The 17,417-nt window shown below is 64.4% G+C and carries 18 protein-coding genes; 14 read left to right on the top strand and 4 right to left on the bottom strand.

Translation table 11 applies throughout. The annotated features are described in order from the left end of the window. Positions 1 to 90 precede the first annotated feature (90 nt). The 4 genes from GGQ99_RS10860 (at position 91) to GGQ99_RS10845 (ending at position 2,702) form a co-directional block, all read left to right on the top strand. Positions 91 to 1,023: a VOC family protein gene (locus GGQ99_RS10860; protein ID WP_183262551.1), complete on the top strand. Its 933-nt coding sequence runs from the start codon at positions 91 to 93 to the stop codon at positions 1,021 to 1,023. A gap of 10 nt (positions 1,024 to 1,033) precedes the next feature. Beyond that, positions 1,034 to 1,654: an alpha/beta hydrolase gene (locus tag GGQ99_RS10855; protein ID WP_183262550.1), complete on the top strand. Its 621-nt coding sequence runs from the start codon at positions 1,034 to 1,036 to the stop codon at positions 1,652 to 1,654. Further along, positions 1,651 to 1,950 (top strand): GNAT family N-acetyltransferase, encoded by a 300-nt coding sequence (locus GGQ99_RS10850; protein WP_183262549.1) that lies wholly within the window; start codon positions 1,651 to 1,653, stop codon positions 1,948 to 1,950. Before GGQ99_RS10855 ends, GGQ99_RS10850 begins: the two co-directional genes overlap by 4 nt. Before the next feature lie 341 nt (positions 1,951 to 2,291). Next, on the top strand, positions 2,292 to 2,702 hold the full coding sequence (locus GGQ99_RS10845; protein ID WP_183262548.1) for a hypothetical protein: 411 nt from the start codon (positions 2,292 to 2,294) through the stop codon (positions 2,700 to 2,702). A 153-nt stretch (positions 2,703 to 2,855) separates the two neighbouring features. Here the strand turns inward: GGQ99_RS10845 and GGQ99_RS10840 are convergent, their stop codons facing one another. Further along, on the bottom strand, positions 2,856 to 4,943 hold the full coding sequence (locus tag GGQ99_RS10840; RefSeq protein ID WP_183262547.1) for a PAS domain S-box protein: 2,088 nt from the start codon (positions 4,941 to 4,943) through the stop codon (positions 2,856 to 2,858). Between the two features lie 26 nt (positions 4,944 to 4,969). Beyond that, positions 4,970 to 5,749, bottom strand: coding sequence for a response regulator (locus GGQ99_RS10835; protein ID WP_183262546.1), 780 nt, complete (start codon positions 5,747 to 5,749; stop codon positions 4,970 to 4,972). 199 nt (positions 5,750 to 5,948) lie between these two features. Here GGQ99_RS10835 and GGQ99_RS10830 point away from each other — a divergent pair, with 199 nt between their 5' ends. Beyond that, on the top strand, positions 5,949 to 6,671 hold the full coding sequence (locus tag GGQ99_RS10830) for a response regulator transcription factor (RefSeq protein ID WP_183262545.1): 723 nt from the start codon (positions 5,949 to 5,951) through the stop codon (positions 6,669 to 6,671). A gap of 22 nt (positions 6,672 to 6,693) precedes the next feature. On the opposite strand, the gene GGQ99_RS10825 is transcribed toward GGQ99_RS10830, so the two are convergent. Both GGQ99_RS10825 and GGQ99_RS10820 read right to left on the bottom strand, forming a co-directional pair. After that, complete coding sequence (locus GGQ99_RS10825; protein ID WP_183262544.1) at positions 6,694 to 6,858, bottom strand: hypothetical protein; 165 nt, start codon at positions 6,856 to 6,858, stop codon at positions 6,694 to 6,696. A 49-nt stretch (positions 6,859 to 6,907) separates the two neighbouring features. Beyond that, on the bottom strand, positions 6,908 to 7,222 hold the full coding sequence (locus tag GGQ99_RS10820; protein WP_108606701.1) for a hypothetical protein: 315 nt from the start codon (positions 7,220 to 7,222) through the stop codon (positions 6,908 to 6,910). Between the two features lie 368 nt (positions 7,223 to 7,590). Between GGQ99_RS10820 and GGQ99_RS10815 the strand changes: the two genes are divergently transcribed. From GGQ99_RS10815 to GGQ99_RS10775, 9 genes are all read left to right on the top strand, one after another. Next, entirely contained in the window at positions 7,591 to 8,052 is a 462-nt protein-coding gene (locus tag GGQ99_RS10815; protein WP_183262543.1) for a L,D-transpeptidase, read from the top strand. A gap of 610 nt (positions 8,053 to 8,662) precedes the next feature. Beyond that, complete coding sequence (locus tag GGQ99_RS10810; protein ID WP_210307859.1) at positions 8,663 to 10,426, top strand: ABC transporter permease; 1,764 nt, start codon at positions 8,663 to 8,665, stop codon at positions 10,424 to 10,426. Position 10,427: 1 nt separating this feature from the next. Then, the gene (locus GGQ99_RS10805; RefSeq protein ID WP_108606703.1) at positions 10,428 to 11,558 is read left to right on the top strand and encodes an ABC transporter ATP-binding protein; all 1,131 of its coding nucleotides are present in this window, start codon (positions 10,428 to 10,430) and stop codon (positions 11,556 to 11,558) included. Positions 11,559 to 11,659: 101 nt separating this feature from the next. Next, positions 11,660 to 12,787, top strand: a complete 1,128-nt coding sequence (locus tag GGQ99_RS10800; protein ID WP_183262542.1) for an ABC transporter substrate-binding protein — start codon at positions 11,660 to 11,662, stop codon at positions 12,785 to 12,787. 65 nt (positions 12,788 to 12,852) lie between these two features. After that, positions 12,853 to 13,995: an ABC transporter substrate-binding protein gene (locus GGQ99_RS10795; protein ID WP_108606705.1), complete on the top strand. Its 1,143-nt coding sequence runs from the start codon at positions 12,853 to 12,855 to the stop codon at positions 13,993 to 13,995. 75 nt (positions 13,996 to 14,070) lie between these two features. After that, positions 14,071 to 14,880 (top strand): HAD family hydrolase, encoded by an 810-nt coding sequence (locus GGQ99_RS10790; RefSeq protein ID WP_246389550.1) that lies wholly within the window; start codon positions 14,071 to 14,073, stop codon positions 14,878 to 14,880. Further along, positions 14,877 to 15,755 carry an inositol monophosphatase family protein gene (locus GGQ99_RS10785; RefSeq protein WP_183262541.1) on the top strand — a complete coding sequence of 293 codons (879 nt, stop codon included), beginning with the start codon at positions 14,877 to 14,879 and terminating at the stop codon, positions 15,753 to 15,755. Before GGQ99_RS10790 ends, GGQ99_RS10785 begins: the two co-directional genes overlap by 4 nt. Positions 15,756 to 15,887: 132 nt before the next feature. Continuing rightward, the gene (locus tag GGQ99_RS10780) at positions 15,888 to 16,724 is read left to right on the top strand and encodes an inositol monophosphatase family protein (RefSeq protein ID WP_183262540.1); all 837 of its coding nucleotides are present in this window, start codon (positions 15,888 to 15,890) and stop codon (positions 16,722 to 16,724) included. 38 nt (positions 16,725 to 16,762) lie between these two features. Further along, complete coding sequence (locus GGQ99_RS10775; protein WP_183262539.1) at positions 16,763 to 17,395, top strand: dual specificity protein phosphatase family protein; 633 nt, start codon at positions 16,763 to 16,765, stop codon at positions 17,393 to 17,395. The last annotated feature ends 22 nt before the right edge of the window (positions 17,396 to 17,417 follow it).

Genomic DNA, 17,417 nt, shown 5'->3' with positions numbered 1-17,417 from the left:
TGCGACCGGCGCCTATGCCCCGCCGATCGATGCGCCCATATTCATGCCAACGCCGCGGCAGGGGCCGGGGCAAAAGCAAGGAGCGAGACGATGCTCAACCAGATCAAGGGCCTGCACCACGTCACGTCGATGGCAAGGGATGCGGCCGAGAACAACAGGTTCTTCACCAACAAGCTGGGCCTGCGCCGGGTCAAGAAAACCGTCAACTTCGACGCACCCGATGTCTATCATCTCTATTATGCCGACGAGCTCGGCACGCCGGGTTCGGTAATGACCTACTTCCCGTTTCCCAACATCGGCAAGGGCCGCCCGGGCGTCGGCGAAGTAGGCACGACCGTGTTCTCGGTTCCCGAAGGCACGCTGCCGTTCTGGGAAAAGCGTTTTGCCGATGAAGGCGTGACCGGGCTCTCCCGCGACGAGACGTTCGGCGAGAAGCGTCTTGGCTTTTCCGGCCCGGATGGCGACGGTTTTGCGCTCGTCGAGGCCAAGGGCGACCAGCGTGCGCCCTGGGTCAAGGGCGGCGTTGCTGCCGACGAGGCGATCCGAGGCTTTCATTCGGCCTCGCTTCGCCTGCGCGACAGTGGCGCGACCGAGGAACTCCTGAGGTTCATGGGCTATGAGGAAGTGGACACGTCCGGAAACACCAAGCGCCTGGCGGTGAAAAACGGCAATGGCGCCGACTTCATCGACATCGAGACGCTGCCGGGGGCTTCCTTTGCCGGGCTTGGTGCAGGTTCGGTGCATCACATCGCCTTTGCGGTGGAGAACAGGGCCAAGCAGCTCGAAGTGCGCAAGGCGCTGATGGACACGGGCTACCAGGTGACGCCGGTGATCGACCGCGACTATTTCTGGGCGATCTATTTCCGCACGCCGGGCGGCGTGCTGTTCGAGGTGGCGACCAACGAGCCGGGTTTCGACCGCGACGAGGATACGGCCCATCTTGGCGAGGCGCTGAAGCTGCCGGCACAGCATGCGCATCTGCGCGATTATCTGGAAAAGAACCTGCAGCCGCTGGGCGACTGAGGAGGGACCGATGAGCAAGGACGCCTACATCCACAAGCTGCTGCCCGGCAATCCGGGCAGCCCGCTGGTCTTTGCCTTCCATGGCACAGGCGGCGACGAAAACCAGCTGATCGGCTTCGCCGGGGAACTGGTACCTGGCGCGACCGTCGTGTCGCCGCGCGGCGACGTTTCCGAAATGGGGGCCACGCGCTTCTTTCGCCGTACCGGCGAGGGCGTCTACGACATGGACGATCTTGCCCGGGCTACGGCCAAGATGGCCGGGTTCGTGAAGGCCCATATCGAGGCGGAGAAGCCTTCGGCGGTCTACGCACTGGGCTACTCCAACGGCGCCAACATCCTAGCTTCGGTGCTGTTTGCCGTACCCGATGTATTGGATGCCACGGCGCTGATGCACCCGTTGATCCCGTTCGCGCCGGACGTGAAAGGCAGCCTGGCCGGACGCCGCGTGCTGATCACCGCCGGACGCCGCGATCCGATCTGCCCGCCCGATATCACCAGCCGGCTCGACTCCTACCTGCGGGACGCGGGTGCGGACGTCACTCTGGAATGGCATGAGGGCGGGCACGAGGTGCGGCCCAACGAAATCGAAGCGGCGAAGCAGTTCTTCGCCAAGACGGAGCAGGGGCAATGACCGAAGAACTTTCCACCATCGAGCTTGAGGATCGTGGCACCAAAGGACGTTATGTCATCCGCGGTGCTGGCGGTGCGGAGGCCGAAATGACCTTTTCGACCGTAAGCGACCATCTGTTCATCATCGACCACACCGAGGTGCCCGACGCCTTCCGCGGCCAGGGGGCCGGATTGCGGTTGGTGACGCGGGCGGTGGAAGATGCACGCGCGGCGGGCAAAAAGATCATTCCGCTCTGTCCGTTTGCCGCGGCGCAGTTCCGCCGCCACCCCGAATGGGCCGATGTGCTGAAGAGCTGAACGAAAAGCCGGCGTTTCAGAGCCGATCCGGCACAAGCGTGCCAACTCGAAGGGCTGATGCAAGGCAATTGCATCGGCCCTTTCGTTTGGTTCGAATTTCTCCTGCCTCTTGGAAATAGCTGTTACACGGCCCGCGCGGGCTGTTTCTCAAAATGGTACAGGCAATTGGCTGATGTGACGGAAATTACGGCTTATTGTGACCGATTTGGCAGTATTGCTGACCGGTTTTGTGGTTTCTGGATTGTTGCATTAGGGGATGCTGATCAGCATCCGCGTGTTACAAAGTGCGGATATCTTCATATCAACAGGGGAATGAAATTTAACGAAAAAGGCAAAATCCAATGACCGGCATCAAGCAGGTTTCCGAATTCGACCGTCAGTTCCAGCCGCGTGCGCGCATCTACCGCCGCCCGCGCCTGGCTCTTCGCCAGCGCGCGAACGAGCACCCGATGGCGATGTTTTCGGTGCTGGTCATCGCCTCGCTTTCGTCGATGGCCTGGGCACCGGGCAGCGGGCCGGCATTTGCCTCGATGGGCTCGGCGCCACGCATGATGGATGGCGCGCGCACGACGCCAAAGACCGATCGGCTGCCGATGTCGGAGACCGATATCGCCTGCCGCGGACAGGCCTGGGGTGTCGAGAGCGAGATCTGTCTCGAGGCTATCGCCAAGGACACCGGAATGCGCGAGGCACGCAAGGTGCGGCTGATTGCCAGCGCCGAGCCGCTCCGCACCACACCCAACATCTTCTAATCAGGCGTTCGGGGCGGCGGCCCCGCAACGTGGCACGTTCCCTGCCGCGCACTCAGATCCTCCAGCGCGTACCTGCCCCCGCGGCTTCGGCCGTGGGGGCTTTTTTTGCTCCGTACCCGCGTTCGCTACGCAGCGCTTGGATCGGGATCGCGCTTACTCGTTGTCCGCGACCTGGTCGCTGACCGCACTGAGGGCGCTGCGCACGTCGAAGGTGCTGAACGGCTTTTCCAGAATGTGCGGCTTGAGGTTCGGCGGCAGTTGCTCGAGCTCGGCCTTGGCGCCGATCAGGTCGCCGGTGACGAGCACGAAACGCTGCGCCATGTCGGGCTGCTTGCCGACGATCTCGCGAAAGATGGTGATGCCGCTCCGGTCGGGCATGCGCAGGTCCGAGAAGATGATGTCGACCGGCTGATCGAGCAGTGCTTCGGCGTCCGAATCCCAGGTCGAGACGATGCGGGCCTTGACGCCCATCAGTTCGAGGATGTCGGACAGCGAGCCGGCGACGTCAGGCTCGTCGTCGATGATGACCGCGTGGCGCAGGCCGCTCGACTTGGGGACGGATTCCATGACCGCGCTGTGACCGGCCCCCATCGGCGGAAGCTCGACGACGAAACGCGCGCCGGCCGGCTCCACCGGCTCGAACCAGATCTTGCCGTTGTGGCGGTCGACGATGGCTTTGGAGATGGACAGGCCGATGCCGGTGCCGACGCCGACCGGCTTGGTGGTGAAATAGGACTCGAAGATGCGGTCGCGGATCGCCTCGGCGATGCCGGGGCCTGAGTCTTCGACCGAGAAACCGGCGCTGCCGTCGGCATTGCGGAAGGTCCGGACCTTGATGCTGCGCAGATCGCTGGCGGCGGCAAGGGCGTGCTGGCTGTTGACCAGGAAGTTGGCTGCCACCTGGGTCATATGGTCGGCGTCGGCCATGACGCTCAAGGGACCGGGCGCAAGGTCGGTGTCGATGCTGATGCCGCTCGAACGCGCGCCATAGGCGGTCACTTCGAGGGCGGCGCGGATGACCTGGTTGAGGTCCGTCTCGGAGCGTGCGGTGGGGTGCAAGCGAACCATGCCAAGGAAACTCTTGACGATGCGGCCACAGCGCTCGGCGGCTGCGCGCACCTTTTCGGCCCGCAACTTGGTTTGCGGGTCGGGGGCAAACTCGTGCAGCAGCGTCGACTGGGCAACAACAACCGCGAGCGGGTTGTTGAGTTCGTGCGAGACGCCGGCGAGCAGCGAGCCCATGGCCGCCATCTTCTCGTTCTGGTGCAGCTTTTCGCGCTGGCGGTTGATCTCTTCCTCGGCGTGATGCTTTTCCCTGAGGTCGCGGATGGAACCGAGGATCAGCCGCCGGTCGGCAAGCCGCATCTCGTTGGCCGTGAGTTCGATCGGAATGATCTCGCCGGCAGCATTCTGGGTCACCGTCTCGAGCCGGTGTCCGACCATCGGCGAACCGCGGCCGGCGAGGTACTCGGCGCCGTTGTTGTAGCCCTTGCGGTAGTAGGTGGGGATGACCGTATCGAGCAGATCCTTGCCGAGGACTTCGTCGCGCGTCCAGCCGAACATCTTTTCGGCGGCCGGGTTGAACTCGATGATCGAGCCGGTCTCGTCGACCACCATGATCGCGTCGAGGGAGGCCTGCAACATGGTGCGGCGGATGATCTCGCTGACATGATACTCCGACAGCGAGCGTTCGACGGCGTCGCCAAGGGCTGCGGCGATGATTTCGAGGGCGGCGATTTCGTCGTCGGTCCAGTTGCGTTCGACGATGCAATCGTTGACCGCCAGCGTGCCCCAGAGATGGCCGTGTGCCGATACCGCCACCGAAAGGAAGGACTTGATGTGCTGCTGTTCGAAATCGTTGCGCAGGAAGCCGGTCAGGTCGCGCGTCAGCCCGGCGAAGATCTTGCCCTGGCGGCCTTCCTCGGCGAGGCGTTCGAGCAGCGGGTCGGATTCCACCAGCGCCTGGTTGATCGTCGTCGGAGGCGCGGCGAAGGCGTCGATCTTCGGGTCGACCCAATAGGCGGCGATCGACTGCGCGAAGCCCTGGCCGGGCAGGTCGCGCAGCCTGAACAGGATGGTGCGATGGCCGCCGAAGCCGCGCGCAAAGGATTCCAGGATATGGTCGATCTCGATCTGCCAATCCTGGGCCTGCCGCAGACGACGCACGATCTGCCCCGCCACAATTGTGGGGCTCGGCGTGCCCGACGGATTGTCGGTGCGTGAGACGGTCAACAAGGTCATCGCGGTTCCTGGCGGGGCCGGAGGCGTCAGTAGCCTTCGCTGCCTGGCAGGGAGAAGATATAGCCTTCCCCGCGCACGGTGCGCAAAAATTTCGGGTTCGCCGGATCGTCCTCGATCTTCTTTCTCAGCCGCATGATGCGGATGTCGACGGCGCGCGAGGATTCGGGGTCCTCGGCGAAACCGATGGCCTCCGAGATCGTGGCGCGGCTGAGCAGCCTGTTTGGCCGGGTCAGGAAGACCTCGAGCATGTCGAATTCGCTCTTGGCCATGTCGATGATGGCACCCGCGCTGCCCGTGACCAGGCGGCCGTCGAGATCGGCCTGGAACGGGCCGAAGGCGATGGTGCGGCGTGGCGGCTGGGCGGCGAGGAACGACTGTCTGAAGCTTTCGGGCTGCGGCACGCGCCGGATGACGCTGCGGACACGCGCGAGAAGCTCGCGCAATTCATAGGGTTTGACCATGTAGTCGTCGGCGCCGATCTCGAGCCCGACGATCCGGTCGAGCGCGGTGCCTGCGGCGGTGGCGTAGATGATGCCGATGGGCATCCTGGAGCGTAGCCAGCGGCCGAGCGACAGGCCGTCTTCGCCGGGCATGGCGATGTCGAGAATGGCAAGCTGGAACTGTTCGGTCTCGACCAGCGCCCGCATGGCAGCTGCGCTTTCGACGGCGGTCACGTCAAAGCCGTTCGCGCCGAGGTACTCGGCCACGGCATCCCTCAGGTCGGGCTCATCTTCGACGATGACAATCCGAGCGCGCAGTTTAGTCTCGCCTCCGCTATCGGCGGAAAGTAGATTGGGTATAAACATGATGTCCAGTGATCATTTGGCGTGGGCAGTTGCTAACGGCGTTGTGCCTCGTTAGGGGCGGATAGAGGCTTCGGACGTCCAGACTGGGGATCCATCCCCGGCCAAGCGCGTCCCGCGGCATCTTCTTGCCCCTGGGAGCGGCGACAAGACCGGACCGGCAGGCAATGGTCGCGACGACACTGTCGCTGCGGGATGGAACATGGCTGGAAGATCGGTCGTAGCACTTGTTGCCATAGCGGAGGTCGTTGCCTCCGACCTGACCGATCATCTCGACCGGCGTGGCCATGACGTGCGCACGGCGCGTCGGCTGTGGGAAGCCGAGTCGCTGCTTTCGGCCAAAGGCATCGACGTGGTTGTCGTGGGCGATGGCCTGACGCCATCGCAGGGCCGCGACCTGCTGCGCGCCTTTGGCGGCGAGGGCGGACCCGACTTCATCCTGATCTGCCGGCCGACCGAACTGGTCGACAAGGTGCTGGCGCTGGAGCTCGGCGCCGCCGATGTCGTGGAGAGCCCTCTCAATGTCAGAGAGCTCGCCGCGCGCATCGGCGGCCTCCTGGCGCGCCGGGGACGCGGCACCCAGGAATTGGTGGTGCTGGAGAATTCGACCGTCGACCTGCGGTCGGCGCTGGTGATGCATCGTTCCGGCGAGGAGGAGCAACTGTCGCCAGGCCAGATCGCCCTGCTCAAGCTGTTCCTGTCGCAGCCGCGGAAAGTGCTGACGCGCGACGACATCATGGCTGCGGCGCCGGCCGAGAGCGCCGATGCCTTCGACCGCTCGATCGACTCGCGCATCGTGCGCCTGCGCCGCAAACTCGATACGGAAAGCATCACCACCATCCGCGGATCGGGCTACAGGTTCGATCCGCCGACAAAAGCGGCCGGCCAGGAGGCCGGCTCTGCTCCAACCGAAAATCCGAGCTGACGTCGCTGCGGCGACCAAGATTTCAGCGCGCCGGCGCGGCTGCGGCCGGTACGGCCGTTCCGACGATGGGCATCGTTTCGGCGTGGGCCCTGTCCTTCAGGAGCACGCTCGCCACTGCGGCAAAGCCTAGAAGCCCCTGGGTGTAGAGAAGTGCCGAAAGCACGGATGCGACGAATTTGTTCTTCATGGTCGTGGGTTCCGTTTTCGTCCCAGGGGTTAGTGGTGCCGGCCTGCAATCAACCGAATACCCGCGCCGCCTGACCTGCCGTGGACGGCGCGGGTATCCTGTCCTCGCTGCGAGTGACGCGCGAGGTTCTGCTCACCCAGGCCAGGCACCCACGCCCATGGACCCGGCCGATGTGCAGAGTTGCGACGAACAATGCTGTTGCGAAGGCAAGAATGGCGTGGGCTGCCGGCGCCATGTCCTGCACCGGCAGCAAATCCGCTGCCATGGCGTTGCCCGGGTCGGCCAGAATTCCGATCCCCGACAGTATCGCCGTAGCGACGCCCACCCGCAGGAACCATCTTGCTGTCGACCGTTTCGCGCCCATCCTACTTTCGCAACGTTCGTTTCGTCGGGAGTGAATTTGGCGGGCGGCTGTATCGGGAAGATGCCGCCGGATGGGTCCGGCACGGCTTCAATTGTTGCAATGCTGTTGCGGATCCCTGCCGTGGCGGCCTCTTTTTCATCGATCGTGGGGTGAGGGAGGCGCGTCACGCCGTAGACCAGTGGCTTTCAGGGCCGTTCGCCTGCCAGTTTCCGGTAGCGGTTCGATCAGATTCTGAAACCGCGTGTATAAGTCATGAAACACAATCGAAACGAGAAACAAGCTCAAACGAAATGTTAATGAAACACGGAGCGCGCATAACGCTGCCCATCAGTTCAACGTCCGGCGCGGGCCGGCAGATGGAGCAAGACATGCAGTTCGTCCTTTCCGCCCGGTTCATCAACATCACGGCCGTCGCCATGACGGGTGCCGCACTTCTTCTTGGAGCCGGGCAGGGTGCTGCGCAGGCGGCGAGCAAGATCGTCGCCCGAGTGTCGATCGGCGAACAGCGGATGCATGTCATGATCGACGGGCGGACGACCTTCGTCTGGAAGGTCTCCACCGGCGGCAAGGGCTATGTCACGCCGAAGGGTTCCTACAAGCCGATACGCATGCACGAGATGTGGTACTCGCGAAAATACGACAACGCGCCGATGCCGCACTCGGTGTTCTTCAACGGCGGCTATGCCGTGCATGCCACCAGCCAGATCAACCGCCTCGGCCGGCCGGCGTCGCATGGCTGCGTGCGGCTGCATCCTGACCATGCCGAGGATTTCTACGAGTTGGTCGAGGCCTTCGGCTCGTCGAACACGAGCATCCAGATCGTCAAGTAGGCTCGCCGGCTATCCGGCTGGAGCTTCAAAGCCTGCCCAGGATCGGCCGTTGCGCCGTTCCCGGGTGGGCTTTTTGCTGCGCCGACTGTTCGGAAACCGATAGTTGCACGGCAGTGCACAATTTTCCCATGAGATATGCGGCGTCGCCGGATACATGTCCGCCATAGGTAAGAAAAACAAAGGATTTCAAGCAAGTCGCATCGATTTGCACGCCTGTGCAAAAAAATGGATAATCCGGATTGACACGGACGTACCGCGGATGGAATGAATATGCCAACAGGCACAGCGATGTGCCGTCCTGCCCGGAGAAGGGCGGGCGCGCCTGAAGCAAGGGCGGCGAGGAGCGCCGGACATAGTCCGGCCGAGCCCAGCCAGAGGCGCCCAGTGGAGGAGAATGCATGTTCGTGCCATCGCATGAAGGCCTGGCTCTGCGTCCGATGGACTGCGGCCGCGGCCATGGTCCCGGCCAGGCCGGCATCAGGAGGGGCGCTTCGTGAGCGGCCCTGCCCAGACATCAGCCCAAACATCGGCCAAGCCGGCGCCCGTGCGCCGCAACTCTGGCACATCGCGGCTTGCCGCGCCGACGCGAGGCCAGCGCCTGCGCTACCGGATGAAGGTGGCTCTGCGCGAGCCGACGACGATCATCGGCGTTTTGGCCGCGGCGCTGTTTGCCTATCTCATCGTCGTGCCGATCATCTCGATGCTGTCCGACGCGATGCGGGTGCAGTTCGGCGACGAGCGCCGCATCAAGCAGGATGTCGGCGAGCTCACCTGGTACTATATCGACCGCGTCTTCCTCTCGCGCATTTCGCACGACCTGTTCTGGGAACCGCTGGTCAACACGCTGAGCGTGGCAGCCGGCGCGATCGTACTGTCGATGCTGGTCGGCGGCACGCTCGCCTGGCTGCTCAGCCGTACCGATATGTTCGGCCGCCGCTGGTTCGCCACGGCCCTCATCGTGCCCTACATGCTGCCGGCCTGGACGTTTGCGCTGGCCTGGACGACCTTGTTCAAGAACCGCACCGTCGGCGGCCAGCCCGGCTGGTTGGAATCCATAGGTTTTTCGCCGCCGGACTGGCTGTCCTATGGCCAACTGCCGGTGACGATCATCCTGGCGCTGCACTATTCGCCTTTCGTCATCCTCTTGTTCGGCAATGCGCTGCGCCGCTTCGACTCGCAGCTCGAGGACTCGGCCCGCATCCTGGGCGCCAACAGGCTGACGGTGGCGAGCAAGATCATCATGCCGCTGATGCGCCCGTCGCTGATGTCGGCGATGGTTCTGATCTTCGCCAAGTGCCTCGGCGAGTTCGGCGTGCCCTACGTGCTCGGCCTGCCGGTCAATTTCGACGTGCTGGCGACCTCGCTCTACCAGAACATCTCATCGCGCCAGGTCGGCGTCGGTGCGGTGCTGGCCGGCGCCATCATGCTGATCGGCATCATCACCATCACCATCGATGCCCGGCTGATGCGGGAAGCGCGCCGCTTCGTGACCATCGGTTCCAAAGGCTCGATGAACCGGCTGAGCCCGCTCGGCATCCTGCGCATGCCGGCAACCGGTTTCGCCGCGCTGATGTTCGTGCTCAGCGTCGGCCTGCCGATCGGCACGCTTTTCCTGTCCACGATCATGCGGGTGCCGGGCCAGTTCAACCTCGACAATTTCACGCTCGACTACTGGATCGGCACCAACCTCAACACGGTGGCGCTACAGACCGGCATCCTGCTCAGCCCCGACCTGTGGAACGCGGCGTGGAACAGCCTGCGCATCGTCGGCGTCGCCTCGATCACATCCGGCATCCTCGGGTTGCTGGTCGGTTATGTCGTGGCGCGTACCCCGGTGAAGCCGCTCGGCACCTTCCTGCGCCAGGTGACGTTCCTGCCCTATCTGGTGCCGGGCATCGCCTTTGCGGCTGCCTATCTCTCGCTGTTTGCCGTGCCGCGCGGGCCGATCCCGGCGCTTTACGGCACGACGCTGATCCTGATGCTGGCGCTGATCGCCGACCAGATGCCCTATGCCTCGCGCGCCGGCATCGCGGCGATGACGCAGCTCGGCAAGGATCCGGAGGAGGCGGCGCAGATCGCCGGCGCCGGCTGGTTCCGCCGCATGACCTCGATCGTCATCCCGATCCAGAAAGGGTCGCTGACGACGGGCATCCTGCTGCCCTTCATCTCGGGCATCAAGGGCCTCAGCCTGTTCGTCGTGCTGGCCGTGCCGTCGACCGACGTGCTGACCACCTATTCACTCAGGCTCGTCGACTACCACTACACGCAGGCCGCCAACGCCGTCGTGCTCATCATCGCCGGCCTCGCCTATTTCGGCGCGCTGCTCGGCCAGAAGTTGACCAAGACCAATCTCGCGCAAGGACTGGGGAACTGACATGCCGAAGATCAACCTGAGCGGCGTCGAGAAGAACTACGGCGGCAACTCGGCCAATGCGGTGGCCGACCTCGACCTCGAAATAGGTGACGGCGAATTCATGTGCCTGTTGGGGCCCTCCGGCTGCGGCAAGACCACGACGTTGCGCATGATCGCCGGGCTGGAGCACCTGACGGCAGGCGAAATCCGCGTCGGGCCCCGCGTCGTCGACTCGGTCGTCGAGGGCGTGTTCGTGCCGCCGGAGCGCCGCGAGATGGGGCTGGTGTTCCAGAGCTACGCGCTGTGGCCGCATCTGACCATCGAGCGCAACACCGATTTCGGCCTGCGGCTGCGCAAGATGCCCAAGGCCGAGCGTGAGCAGCGCGTCGACCAGGTAATGAAGACGCTCGGCATCGAGAAGTACCGCGACCGCTACCCGTCGCAGCTGTCGGGCGGCCAGCAGCAGCGCGTGGCCTTGGCCCGCATGCTGGCGGTCAACCCGGAGGTGCTGCTGCTCGACGAGCCGCTGTCGAACCTCGACGCGGCACTTCGGCTCGAGATGCGCGCCGAGCTCAAGCGCCTGCACGCCGAGTTCAAGACGACGATCGTGTTCGTGACCCACGACCAGTGGGAAGCGATGACGCTCGCCACCACCATCGCCGTCATGAGCGAGGGCCAACTGCAGCAGGTCGGCACGCCCAACGACATCTACGACCGCCCGGCCAACCGCTTCGTGGCGCAGTTCGTCGGCAACCCGCCGATCAACATCGTCGAACTCGGCGATGCAAAGTCGGAGGTGTCGCGGCTGGCCAATGCCTATCTCGGCTCGCACTTCGCCGATCTACTGGATGCGGGCTCGATCGGCATCCGGCCGGAAGCGATCCGCCTTGCAGACGACGAGCGCGGCGTCTCGGAAGGGGCGCTGTCGGGCAAGGCCGAGGTGACCGGTATCCTGCCCACGGGCGGCAGCTGGATCATCGAGCTGACCGCCGCCGGCGAAAAGCTGTTCTTGACCACGCACCAATCGCCTGAGGTCGAGGTCGGCGAGGCCGTGACCTGGTGGGTCAAGCCCAAGGCTCTGCATGTCTTCGACAAGGCCGGCCAGCGCGTGGAGGCGGCAGACAGGCTGATGCGGCCGGCCAAGCTGCATTGAGAGGTTCGGCGGGCGGTGGAGGACCGTCCGCCGGAAATGAAGCAGGACTATCGGGAAACGAGACGGCCGGCATGGCGCCGGCCCGACAGAGGGAGGAAAAGATGAGCAGACATTTCGATGTGAAACGGCTCCTTGCTGCGACGGCGCTGGGCGTCGCTGCCGGCCTGTTTGCAAGTGCCGCTCAGGCCGAGGAGTTCGACCTCAACGCGCTGATCGAGGCGGCGAAGAAGGAGCCGCCGATCAATGTCTATTCCAGTACCGGCAAGATCGTGAAGCAGGCCGAGAACTTCACCAAGAAGTACGGCGTGCAGGCGACCGGCACCAAGGCCAATGCCGCAGCCCAGCTGGAGATGGTGATCCGCGAGGGCCAGGCCAAGAACGTGCAGGGCGACGTGATCCAGATCAGCGACGTGCCGGCTGGCGTGGCGCAACTGGTGCCGCAGGGCTTCGTCGACAGCTGGCTGCCGCCGGACCTCGCCGACAAGATCCCGGCGCAGTACCAGAACCCGCTGACCGTCTCCAACGAGGCCAACGTCTTTGCCTATAACACCCAGCTCAACGAAAGCTGCCCGGTCAAGAACATCTGGGAGCTGACGGAAGCCAAGTGGAAGGGCAAGCTCGCCATGCAGGACCCGCTGAACAAGGCGTCCTATGTCGACTGGTTCAACCAGATGGCGACCAATGCCGACGACAAGGTGGCTGCGGCCTACAAGGAATATTTTGGCAAGGATCTGGTGACCGACGAGGAGGGCGCTACCGCGGCCTGGGTCAAGGCGCTGGCTGCCAACGGCCCGCTGTTGACCGACGCCGATGAAGGAGCTGCGCAGGCTGTCGGCGCACCCGACCAGAAGGAACAGTTCATCGGGCTGATCAGCTCGGCCAAGTTCCGCAACAACCAGGACGTCGGCTCCAAGCTCGGCCTGTGCACAGGGCTCAAACCCTTCGCCGGCTGGATGTATCCGAGCCTCGGCTTCATCGCCAAGGGCACCGACAGCCCAAACGCTTCCAAGCTGTTCATCCACTACCTGATGACCGAGGAAGGCATCGCACCGCAGGCGGCCGACGGCAAGATGTCGACCAACAGCGACGCCAAGCTGCCTGACGACGAGCCCTCAGGCATCGGCAAGGCGCTGGACCAGATCTTCCCCTACGACTCGGCGTCGGCCCAGGGCGACTGGGACGCGCGCCAGGATTGGCAGGACCTGTGGCGCATCAACTACAAGAAATAGTGCTTGCGATTGCGCGCCCGGCGTTCGGCCGGGCGCGTTTCAGCCGGATTTTTCGGGAGGAAACAATGAAGCCGGCATTTGAAACGAGTAGGAAAGTTGCACTGGCGACGACGGCGCTGGCCGGGATGATGGCAGCTAGCGTGATGGCGTCGGCACCGGCGCGCGCCGAGGCCTTCGACCTCAATGCGCTGGTCGAAGCGGCGAAGAAGGAAGCGCCGATCAACATCTACGACAGCACCGGCAAGATCGTCGAAATGGCCGAGAACTTCACCGCCAAATACGGGGTGAAGGCGACCGGCATCAAGGTGTCGGCGAGCGCGCAGCTGGAGATGATCGTGCGCGAGGGCCAGGCCAAGAACGTCAAGGGCGACGTGGTGCTGATCACCGATGCGCCAGCAGGCCTTGCGCAGCTGCTGCCGCAGAAATTCGTCGAGAGCTACCTGCCGCCGGACATGGCCGACAAGATCCCGGCCAAGTTCCAGGACCCGCTGGCGATCACCACCAATGCCAGCGTCTGGGCCTACAACACGGAAGTCCATGACGCCTGCCCGGTGAAGAACATCTGGGAGCTCACCGACCCCAAGTGGAAGGGCAAGGTCGCCTTCTACGATCCATTGTCGAAGGGCACCTATCCCGACTGGTTCAACCAGACGGCGACGCATGACGACGACAAGATGAAGGCCGCCTACAAGGCGCATTTCGGCAAGGAGATCGAGGTCGGCGAAGACAGCGCCACGGCCGCCTGGGTCAAGGCCTTCGCCGGCAATGCCCCCCTGCTTTCCGACTCCGACGATGCAATATCGGAAAGCGTGGGTGCGCCGGGCCAGAAGGAGCCGTTCTTCGGACTGATGAGTTCGGCCAAGTTCCGCGACAATGCCGACAAGGGCTTCAAGCTCGGCCTGTGCGAGGGGCTGGAGCCATGGCCGGGCTGGACTTACGTCAAGCTCGGGCTGATCGCCACCGGCACCAAGAGCCCGAACGCGGCCAAGCTGTTCATCCACTACATCCTGACCGAGGAAGGCATCGCGCCGCAGGTGAAGGACGGCAAGCTGCCGACCAACCCTGATATCGGCCTGCCCGCCGATGAGCCCTCGGGCATCGGCAAGGTGCTGGACAGGTTGCAGCAATACGACGCCTCGACGGCACTCGAAGACTGGGATGCGCGCCAAGATTGGCAGGATCTGTGGCGCCTCGCCTACAAGAAATAGCTTCCCGGTGGCTAGGGACGGGGCCCTTCTCCTTCGGCTCCGTCCCGCTTTTTTCCACTGGCAAATGGAGATTTGATGATGTCGAAAAGTTCGGGGCGAAAGCTCGCGCCACCCAGGGCACTGCTGCTCGATTTCGGTGGTGTGATCGTGTCGACGGCGCATCTGCCGGGCTGGCAGGCGCGGCTGGCCGGGCACGTACGCGGCCTGCTCGACAAGGCCGGCATGGCGGCGCCCGAACTTTCGGCCGAGCAGATCGCCGATGACATCAAGGCAGGTGGCGTGGCCGACTCGCATTGGAAGAATGCGATGTCGCGGCCGTTGGCACCGCGCGAACTGCGGCACGAGGAGTTCTGGGGAGATTTCGTTGCCGGCGACTGGCCGCAACAGGCGCGGGACGTCGTCGTCGCCGAGGCCTACGATCTCTGCTGCAAGATGGGCAACTGGAAGAGTGAGCGCATCCTGCGCAGCGGCATGCTCGACCTGCTCGATGCGGCGGACGCGGCCGGCGTGCCGGTGGGCATCGTCAGTAATGCGTTGTGCGGCAAGGTGCATGTCGACTTCCTCGACGCCCACGGGCTGACCGCGCGGTTCGCCACGGTCGTCCACAGCGACGAGGTGAAGGTGCGCAAGCCCAACCCGGAAATGATCTGGCTGGCGACGCGGGCGCTTGGCATCGAGCCGTCCGAGGCCTGGTATGTCGGCGACAATTTTGACCGCGACGTGCTGTGCGGCAAGCGTGCCGGCATCGGCGGCAACATCCTGATGGAAGACAAGGGAACTTACGATCTGCCCTACGAGCTGAAGCTCAAGCCGGACGCCATCGTTGCCGATCCGGTCGGGCTGCTCGGTCTGTTCCGTGAAGCCACGCGCGGGATTGCGGCATGATCGAAATAGACGAATCGAGGCGCCTGCGGGCGGTCGCCGAACAGGCATCGCAGCTGATGCGCGAGCCGCTTTTGGCGGCATTCCGCTCCAACATGGCGGTCGACTACAAGGTCGACCTGCACGACGTGGTGACCAGGCACGACAAGGAAGCGGAGGTGGCGATCCGCGCCTTCATCCTCGGCGAGGTGCCCGACTCCGTCGTGGTCGGCGAGGAGGCCGGCGAGAGCGGTGTGGGCCGGGTGCGCTGGTATGTCGATCCGATCGACGGCACCTCGAATTTCGCCCGCGGATTTGCCTTCTGGTGCGTTTCGGTCGGGGTTGCGATCGATGGCGAGATCGTCGCCGGCGCGGTCTACGACCCTGTCGCCGGCATGCTGTTTTCGGCCGATCTTTCCGGCGCCTGGCTGAACGGCGAGCCGCTGCAATCGCGCGCCATAGCCGACGAACGCCATGCAACGCTGATCACCGGCTATCCGGTGGCGCGCGACCTCAGGCTCGACGGACGCGAACAGGCGCTGGCGAATTTCGGCGTGCTGGCCGAGACGTTTTCGACATTGCGCCGGCCAGGCAGCGGGGCGCTCAGCCTCTGCCATGTCGCAGCGGGCTGGGTAGATGCCTCCGCCGGGTTCGGCTCCAACCCATGGGATGTGGCGGCGGCGGTTCTCATTCTCAAGCAGGCTGGGGGCAGTTATCACCCCCTGACCCTCGGCAAGGTGGGCGCCGGCGTGCCTGATTTCATGTGCCCGGGCTATGTCGCGCTCGGCGACGGCGCCGACTATCCGACACTGATGCGGGTGGCTCGCGAAATCTCTGATGGCCGCGAGGCCGCGAAGGCCGCCAGGCCGAAACTTTCGATGGCGGGAAGCGTGGCATGAGCGTGTCCGGCACGGCTGTGCATCGGCGGTCACGTTGCTATCCCATGATCTTCGGTGCATCGGCAAAACATTATTCATCCTGCGGCGTTGACGAATTTGCACACGTGTGCAATCTGACCCCGGAAATCACCAATGAGCATTGACATGACCGTTCACGCAGTCGCCCCAAAGCCTGATGCCGAAGCTGAGCTGGACCGGCGTGCCGCCTTCTGCCGCGAGATTGCAAGGTCCGCAGGTGCGGTGGCGCTCGACGGCTTCAGGAACAGGACGCCGGGCTTCGGCATGAAGGGGCCGCAGGATTTTCTGACCGAGACCGATGCGGCGGTGGAGCGCCACCTCAAGGCGCGCATCGCGGAGGCGTTTCCCGAAGACGGCTTCCTCGGCGAGGAAACCGGTGGCGCGATCAAGTCCGACGTGTGGGTCGTGGACCCGATCGACGGCACGGCAAATTTTGCCCGCGACATCCCGCATTTCTGCATCTCCATCGCCTTCGTGCGCAATGGCGAGATCGAGATCGGTGCGATCTACAATCCGGCGCTCGACGAGTTCTACTTCGCCAGGCGGGGCGAGGGCGCGACTCGCGACGGCAAGCCGATCTCGGTATCCAAGACCCGCGATTTCGACGCCGCCTGCGTCGAGTTCGGCTGGTCGAACCGCAAGACAAACAAGCGCTACCTCGAAGTGCTGTCCAACATCCTGGAGCGCGGCGCCAATGTACGGCGCGGCGCCTCCGGCGCGCTCGGCCTCGCCTATGTCGCCGACGGCCGCTCCGATGCCTATGCCGAACTTCACATGCATGCCTGGGACTGCCTGGCCGGGCTTCTGCTGGTCAAGGAAGCCGGCGGCGTGGTCGCACCGTTTCTTTCGCTCGACGGCCTGACCAAGGGCGGGGCGGTGCTGGCAGCGGCACCGGGCGTGGCACAAGGCATCAGCGAAGCAACGGGCATCAGCCTCGAAGGCGCGCGCTGACGGCCGCCGGACAACGACAAACGGAAGGCCGAACAGCCATGGACATGACCAGCCCGCGCTATGAGCGCCCGGCGCTCAGCCTGATCGAGCGCGACGTCGCCGGCTACGGCGTCGACATCTATGTCGGCGGCATGGATGGCGCGGGCGATCTCGAATTGCTCCGGCAAAAGAACATCACGACCGTGGTGAACTGCGCCGTCAATCTCGACTTCAACTATGCGACCGAGCCTTTCGGCGAAGGCGAGGCGGCGGACGCCATCTACGGTGTCGGCGCGGTGCGCTACTACAAGCTCGGCCTGATCGACGGGCACGGCAACCCCGAGACCATGATGCTGTCGGGCTTTTACCTGCTGCGCGGGGCCCTCAGCCAGGTGCTGCCGGAGAAGGCGACCTATCGCCGGCGCGAGAAGGGCAATGTGCTGGTCAATTGCCGTGGCGGCCGCAGCCGCTCGGTGTCGCTGGTCGCACTCTTCCTGCATGTCGAGATGCCCGAGAAGTTCCCGACGCTGGACGATGCGCTGAACCATGTGCGCACCCAGCGCGAGCTGCGCCGCGACGAATGGCACGAGGCGCCCAAGCCGATGCTGGTCGAGGCCGCTCGCAAGGCGGCGCAGTGGATCGCGATGATCGACAAGGGATTGCCGGCGCCGGTCTTGGTCGCCCAGGACTGACGGCGAGGCCGTTCGCAGAGAG

Origin of the sequence: Aminobacter niigataensis (genome assembly GCF_014200015.1) — a bacterium.
Classification (GTDB): domain Bacteria; phylum Pseudomonadota; class Alphaproteobacteria; order Rhizobiales; family Rhizobiaceae; genus Aminobacter; species Aminobacter niigataensis.
The sequence above is the reverse complement of the archived record's forward strand: the minus strand, read 5'-3'. Positions and strand labels throughout refer to the sequence as shown.

Excerpts from the sequence above, each read along its gene's own strand:
- GGQ99_RS10860 (WP_183262551.1), top strand. The coding sequence starts at position 91 with ATGCTCAACCAGATCAAGGGCCTGCACCACGTCACGTCGATGGCAAGG.
- GGQ99_RS10855 (WP_183262550.1), top strand. The coding sequence starts at position 1,034 with ATGAGCAAGGACGCCTACATCCACAAGCTGCTGCCCGGCAATCCGGGC.
- GGQ99_RS10850 (WP_183262549.1), top strand. The coding sequence starts at position 1,651 with ATGACCGAAGAACTTTCCACCATCGAGCTTGAGGATCGTGGCACCAAA.
- GGQ99_RS10845 (WP_183262548.1), top strand. The coding sequence starts at position 2,292 with ATGACCGGCATCAAGCAGGTTTCCGAATTCGACCGTCAGTTCCAGCCG.
- GGQ99_RS10840 (WP_183262547.1), bottom strand. The coding sequence starts at position 4,943 with ATGACCTTGTTGACCGTCTCACGCACCGACAATCCGTCGGGCACGCCG.
- GGQ99_RS10835 (WP_183262546.1), bottom strand. The coding sequence starts at position 5,749 with ATGTTTATACCCAATCTACTTTCCGCCGATAGCGGAGGCGAGACTAAA.
- GGQ99_RS10830 (WP_183262545.1), top strand. The coding sequence starts at position 5,949 with ATGGCTGGAAGATCGGTCGTAGCACTTGTTGCCATAGCGGAGGTCGTT.
- GGQ99_RS10825 (WP_183262544.1), bottom strand. The coding sequence starts at position 6,858 with ATGAAGAACAAATTCGTCGCATCCGTGCTTTCGGCACTTCTCTACACC.
- GGQ99_RS10820 (WP_108606701.1), bottom strand. The coding sequence starts at position 7,222 with ATGGGCGCGAAACGGTCGACAGCAAGATGGTTCCTGCGGGTGGGCGTC.
- GGQ99_RS10815 (WP_183262543.1), top strand. The coding sequence starts at position 7,591 with ATGCAGTTCGTCCTTTCCGCCCGGTTCATCAACATCACGGCCGTCGCC.
- GGQ99_RS10810 (WP_210307859.1), top strand. The coding sequence starts at position 8,663 with ATGAAGGTGGCTCTGCGCGAGCCGACGACGATCATCGGCGTTTTGGCC.
- GGQ99_RS10805 (WP_108606703.1), top strand. The coding sequence starts at position 10,428 with ATGCCGAAGATCAACCTGAGCGGCGTCGAGAAGAACTACGGCGGCAAC.
- GGQ99_RS10800 (WP_183262542.1), top strand. The coding sequence starts at position 11,660 with ATGAGCAGACATTTCGATGTGAAACGGCTCCTTGCTGCGACGGCGCTG.
- GGQ99_RS10795 (WP_108606705.1), top strand. The coding sequence starts at position 12,853 with ATGAAGCCGGCATTTGAAACGAGTAGGAAAGTTGCACTGGCGACGACG.
- GGQ99_RS10790 (WP_246389550.1), top strand. The coding sequence starts at position 14,071 with ATGATGTCGAAAAGTTCGGGGCGAAAGCTCGCGCCACCCAGGGCACTG.
- GGQ99_RS10785 (WP_183262541.1), top strand. The coding sequence starts at position 14,877 with ATGATCGAAATAGACGAATCGAGGCGCCTGCGGGCGGTCGCCGAACAG.
- GGQ99_RS10780 (WP_183262540.1), top strand. The coding sequence starts at position 15,888 with ATGAGCATTGACATGACCGTTCACGCAGTCGCCCCAAAGCCTGATGCC.
- GGQ99_RS10775 (WP_183262539.1), top strand. The coding sequence starts at position 16,763 with ATGGACATGACCAGCCCGCGCTATGAGCGCCCGGCGCTCAGCCTGATC.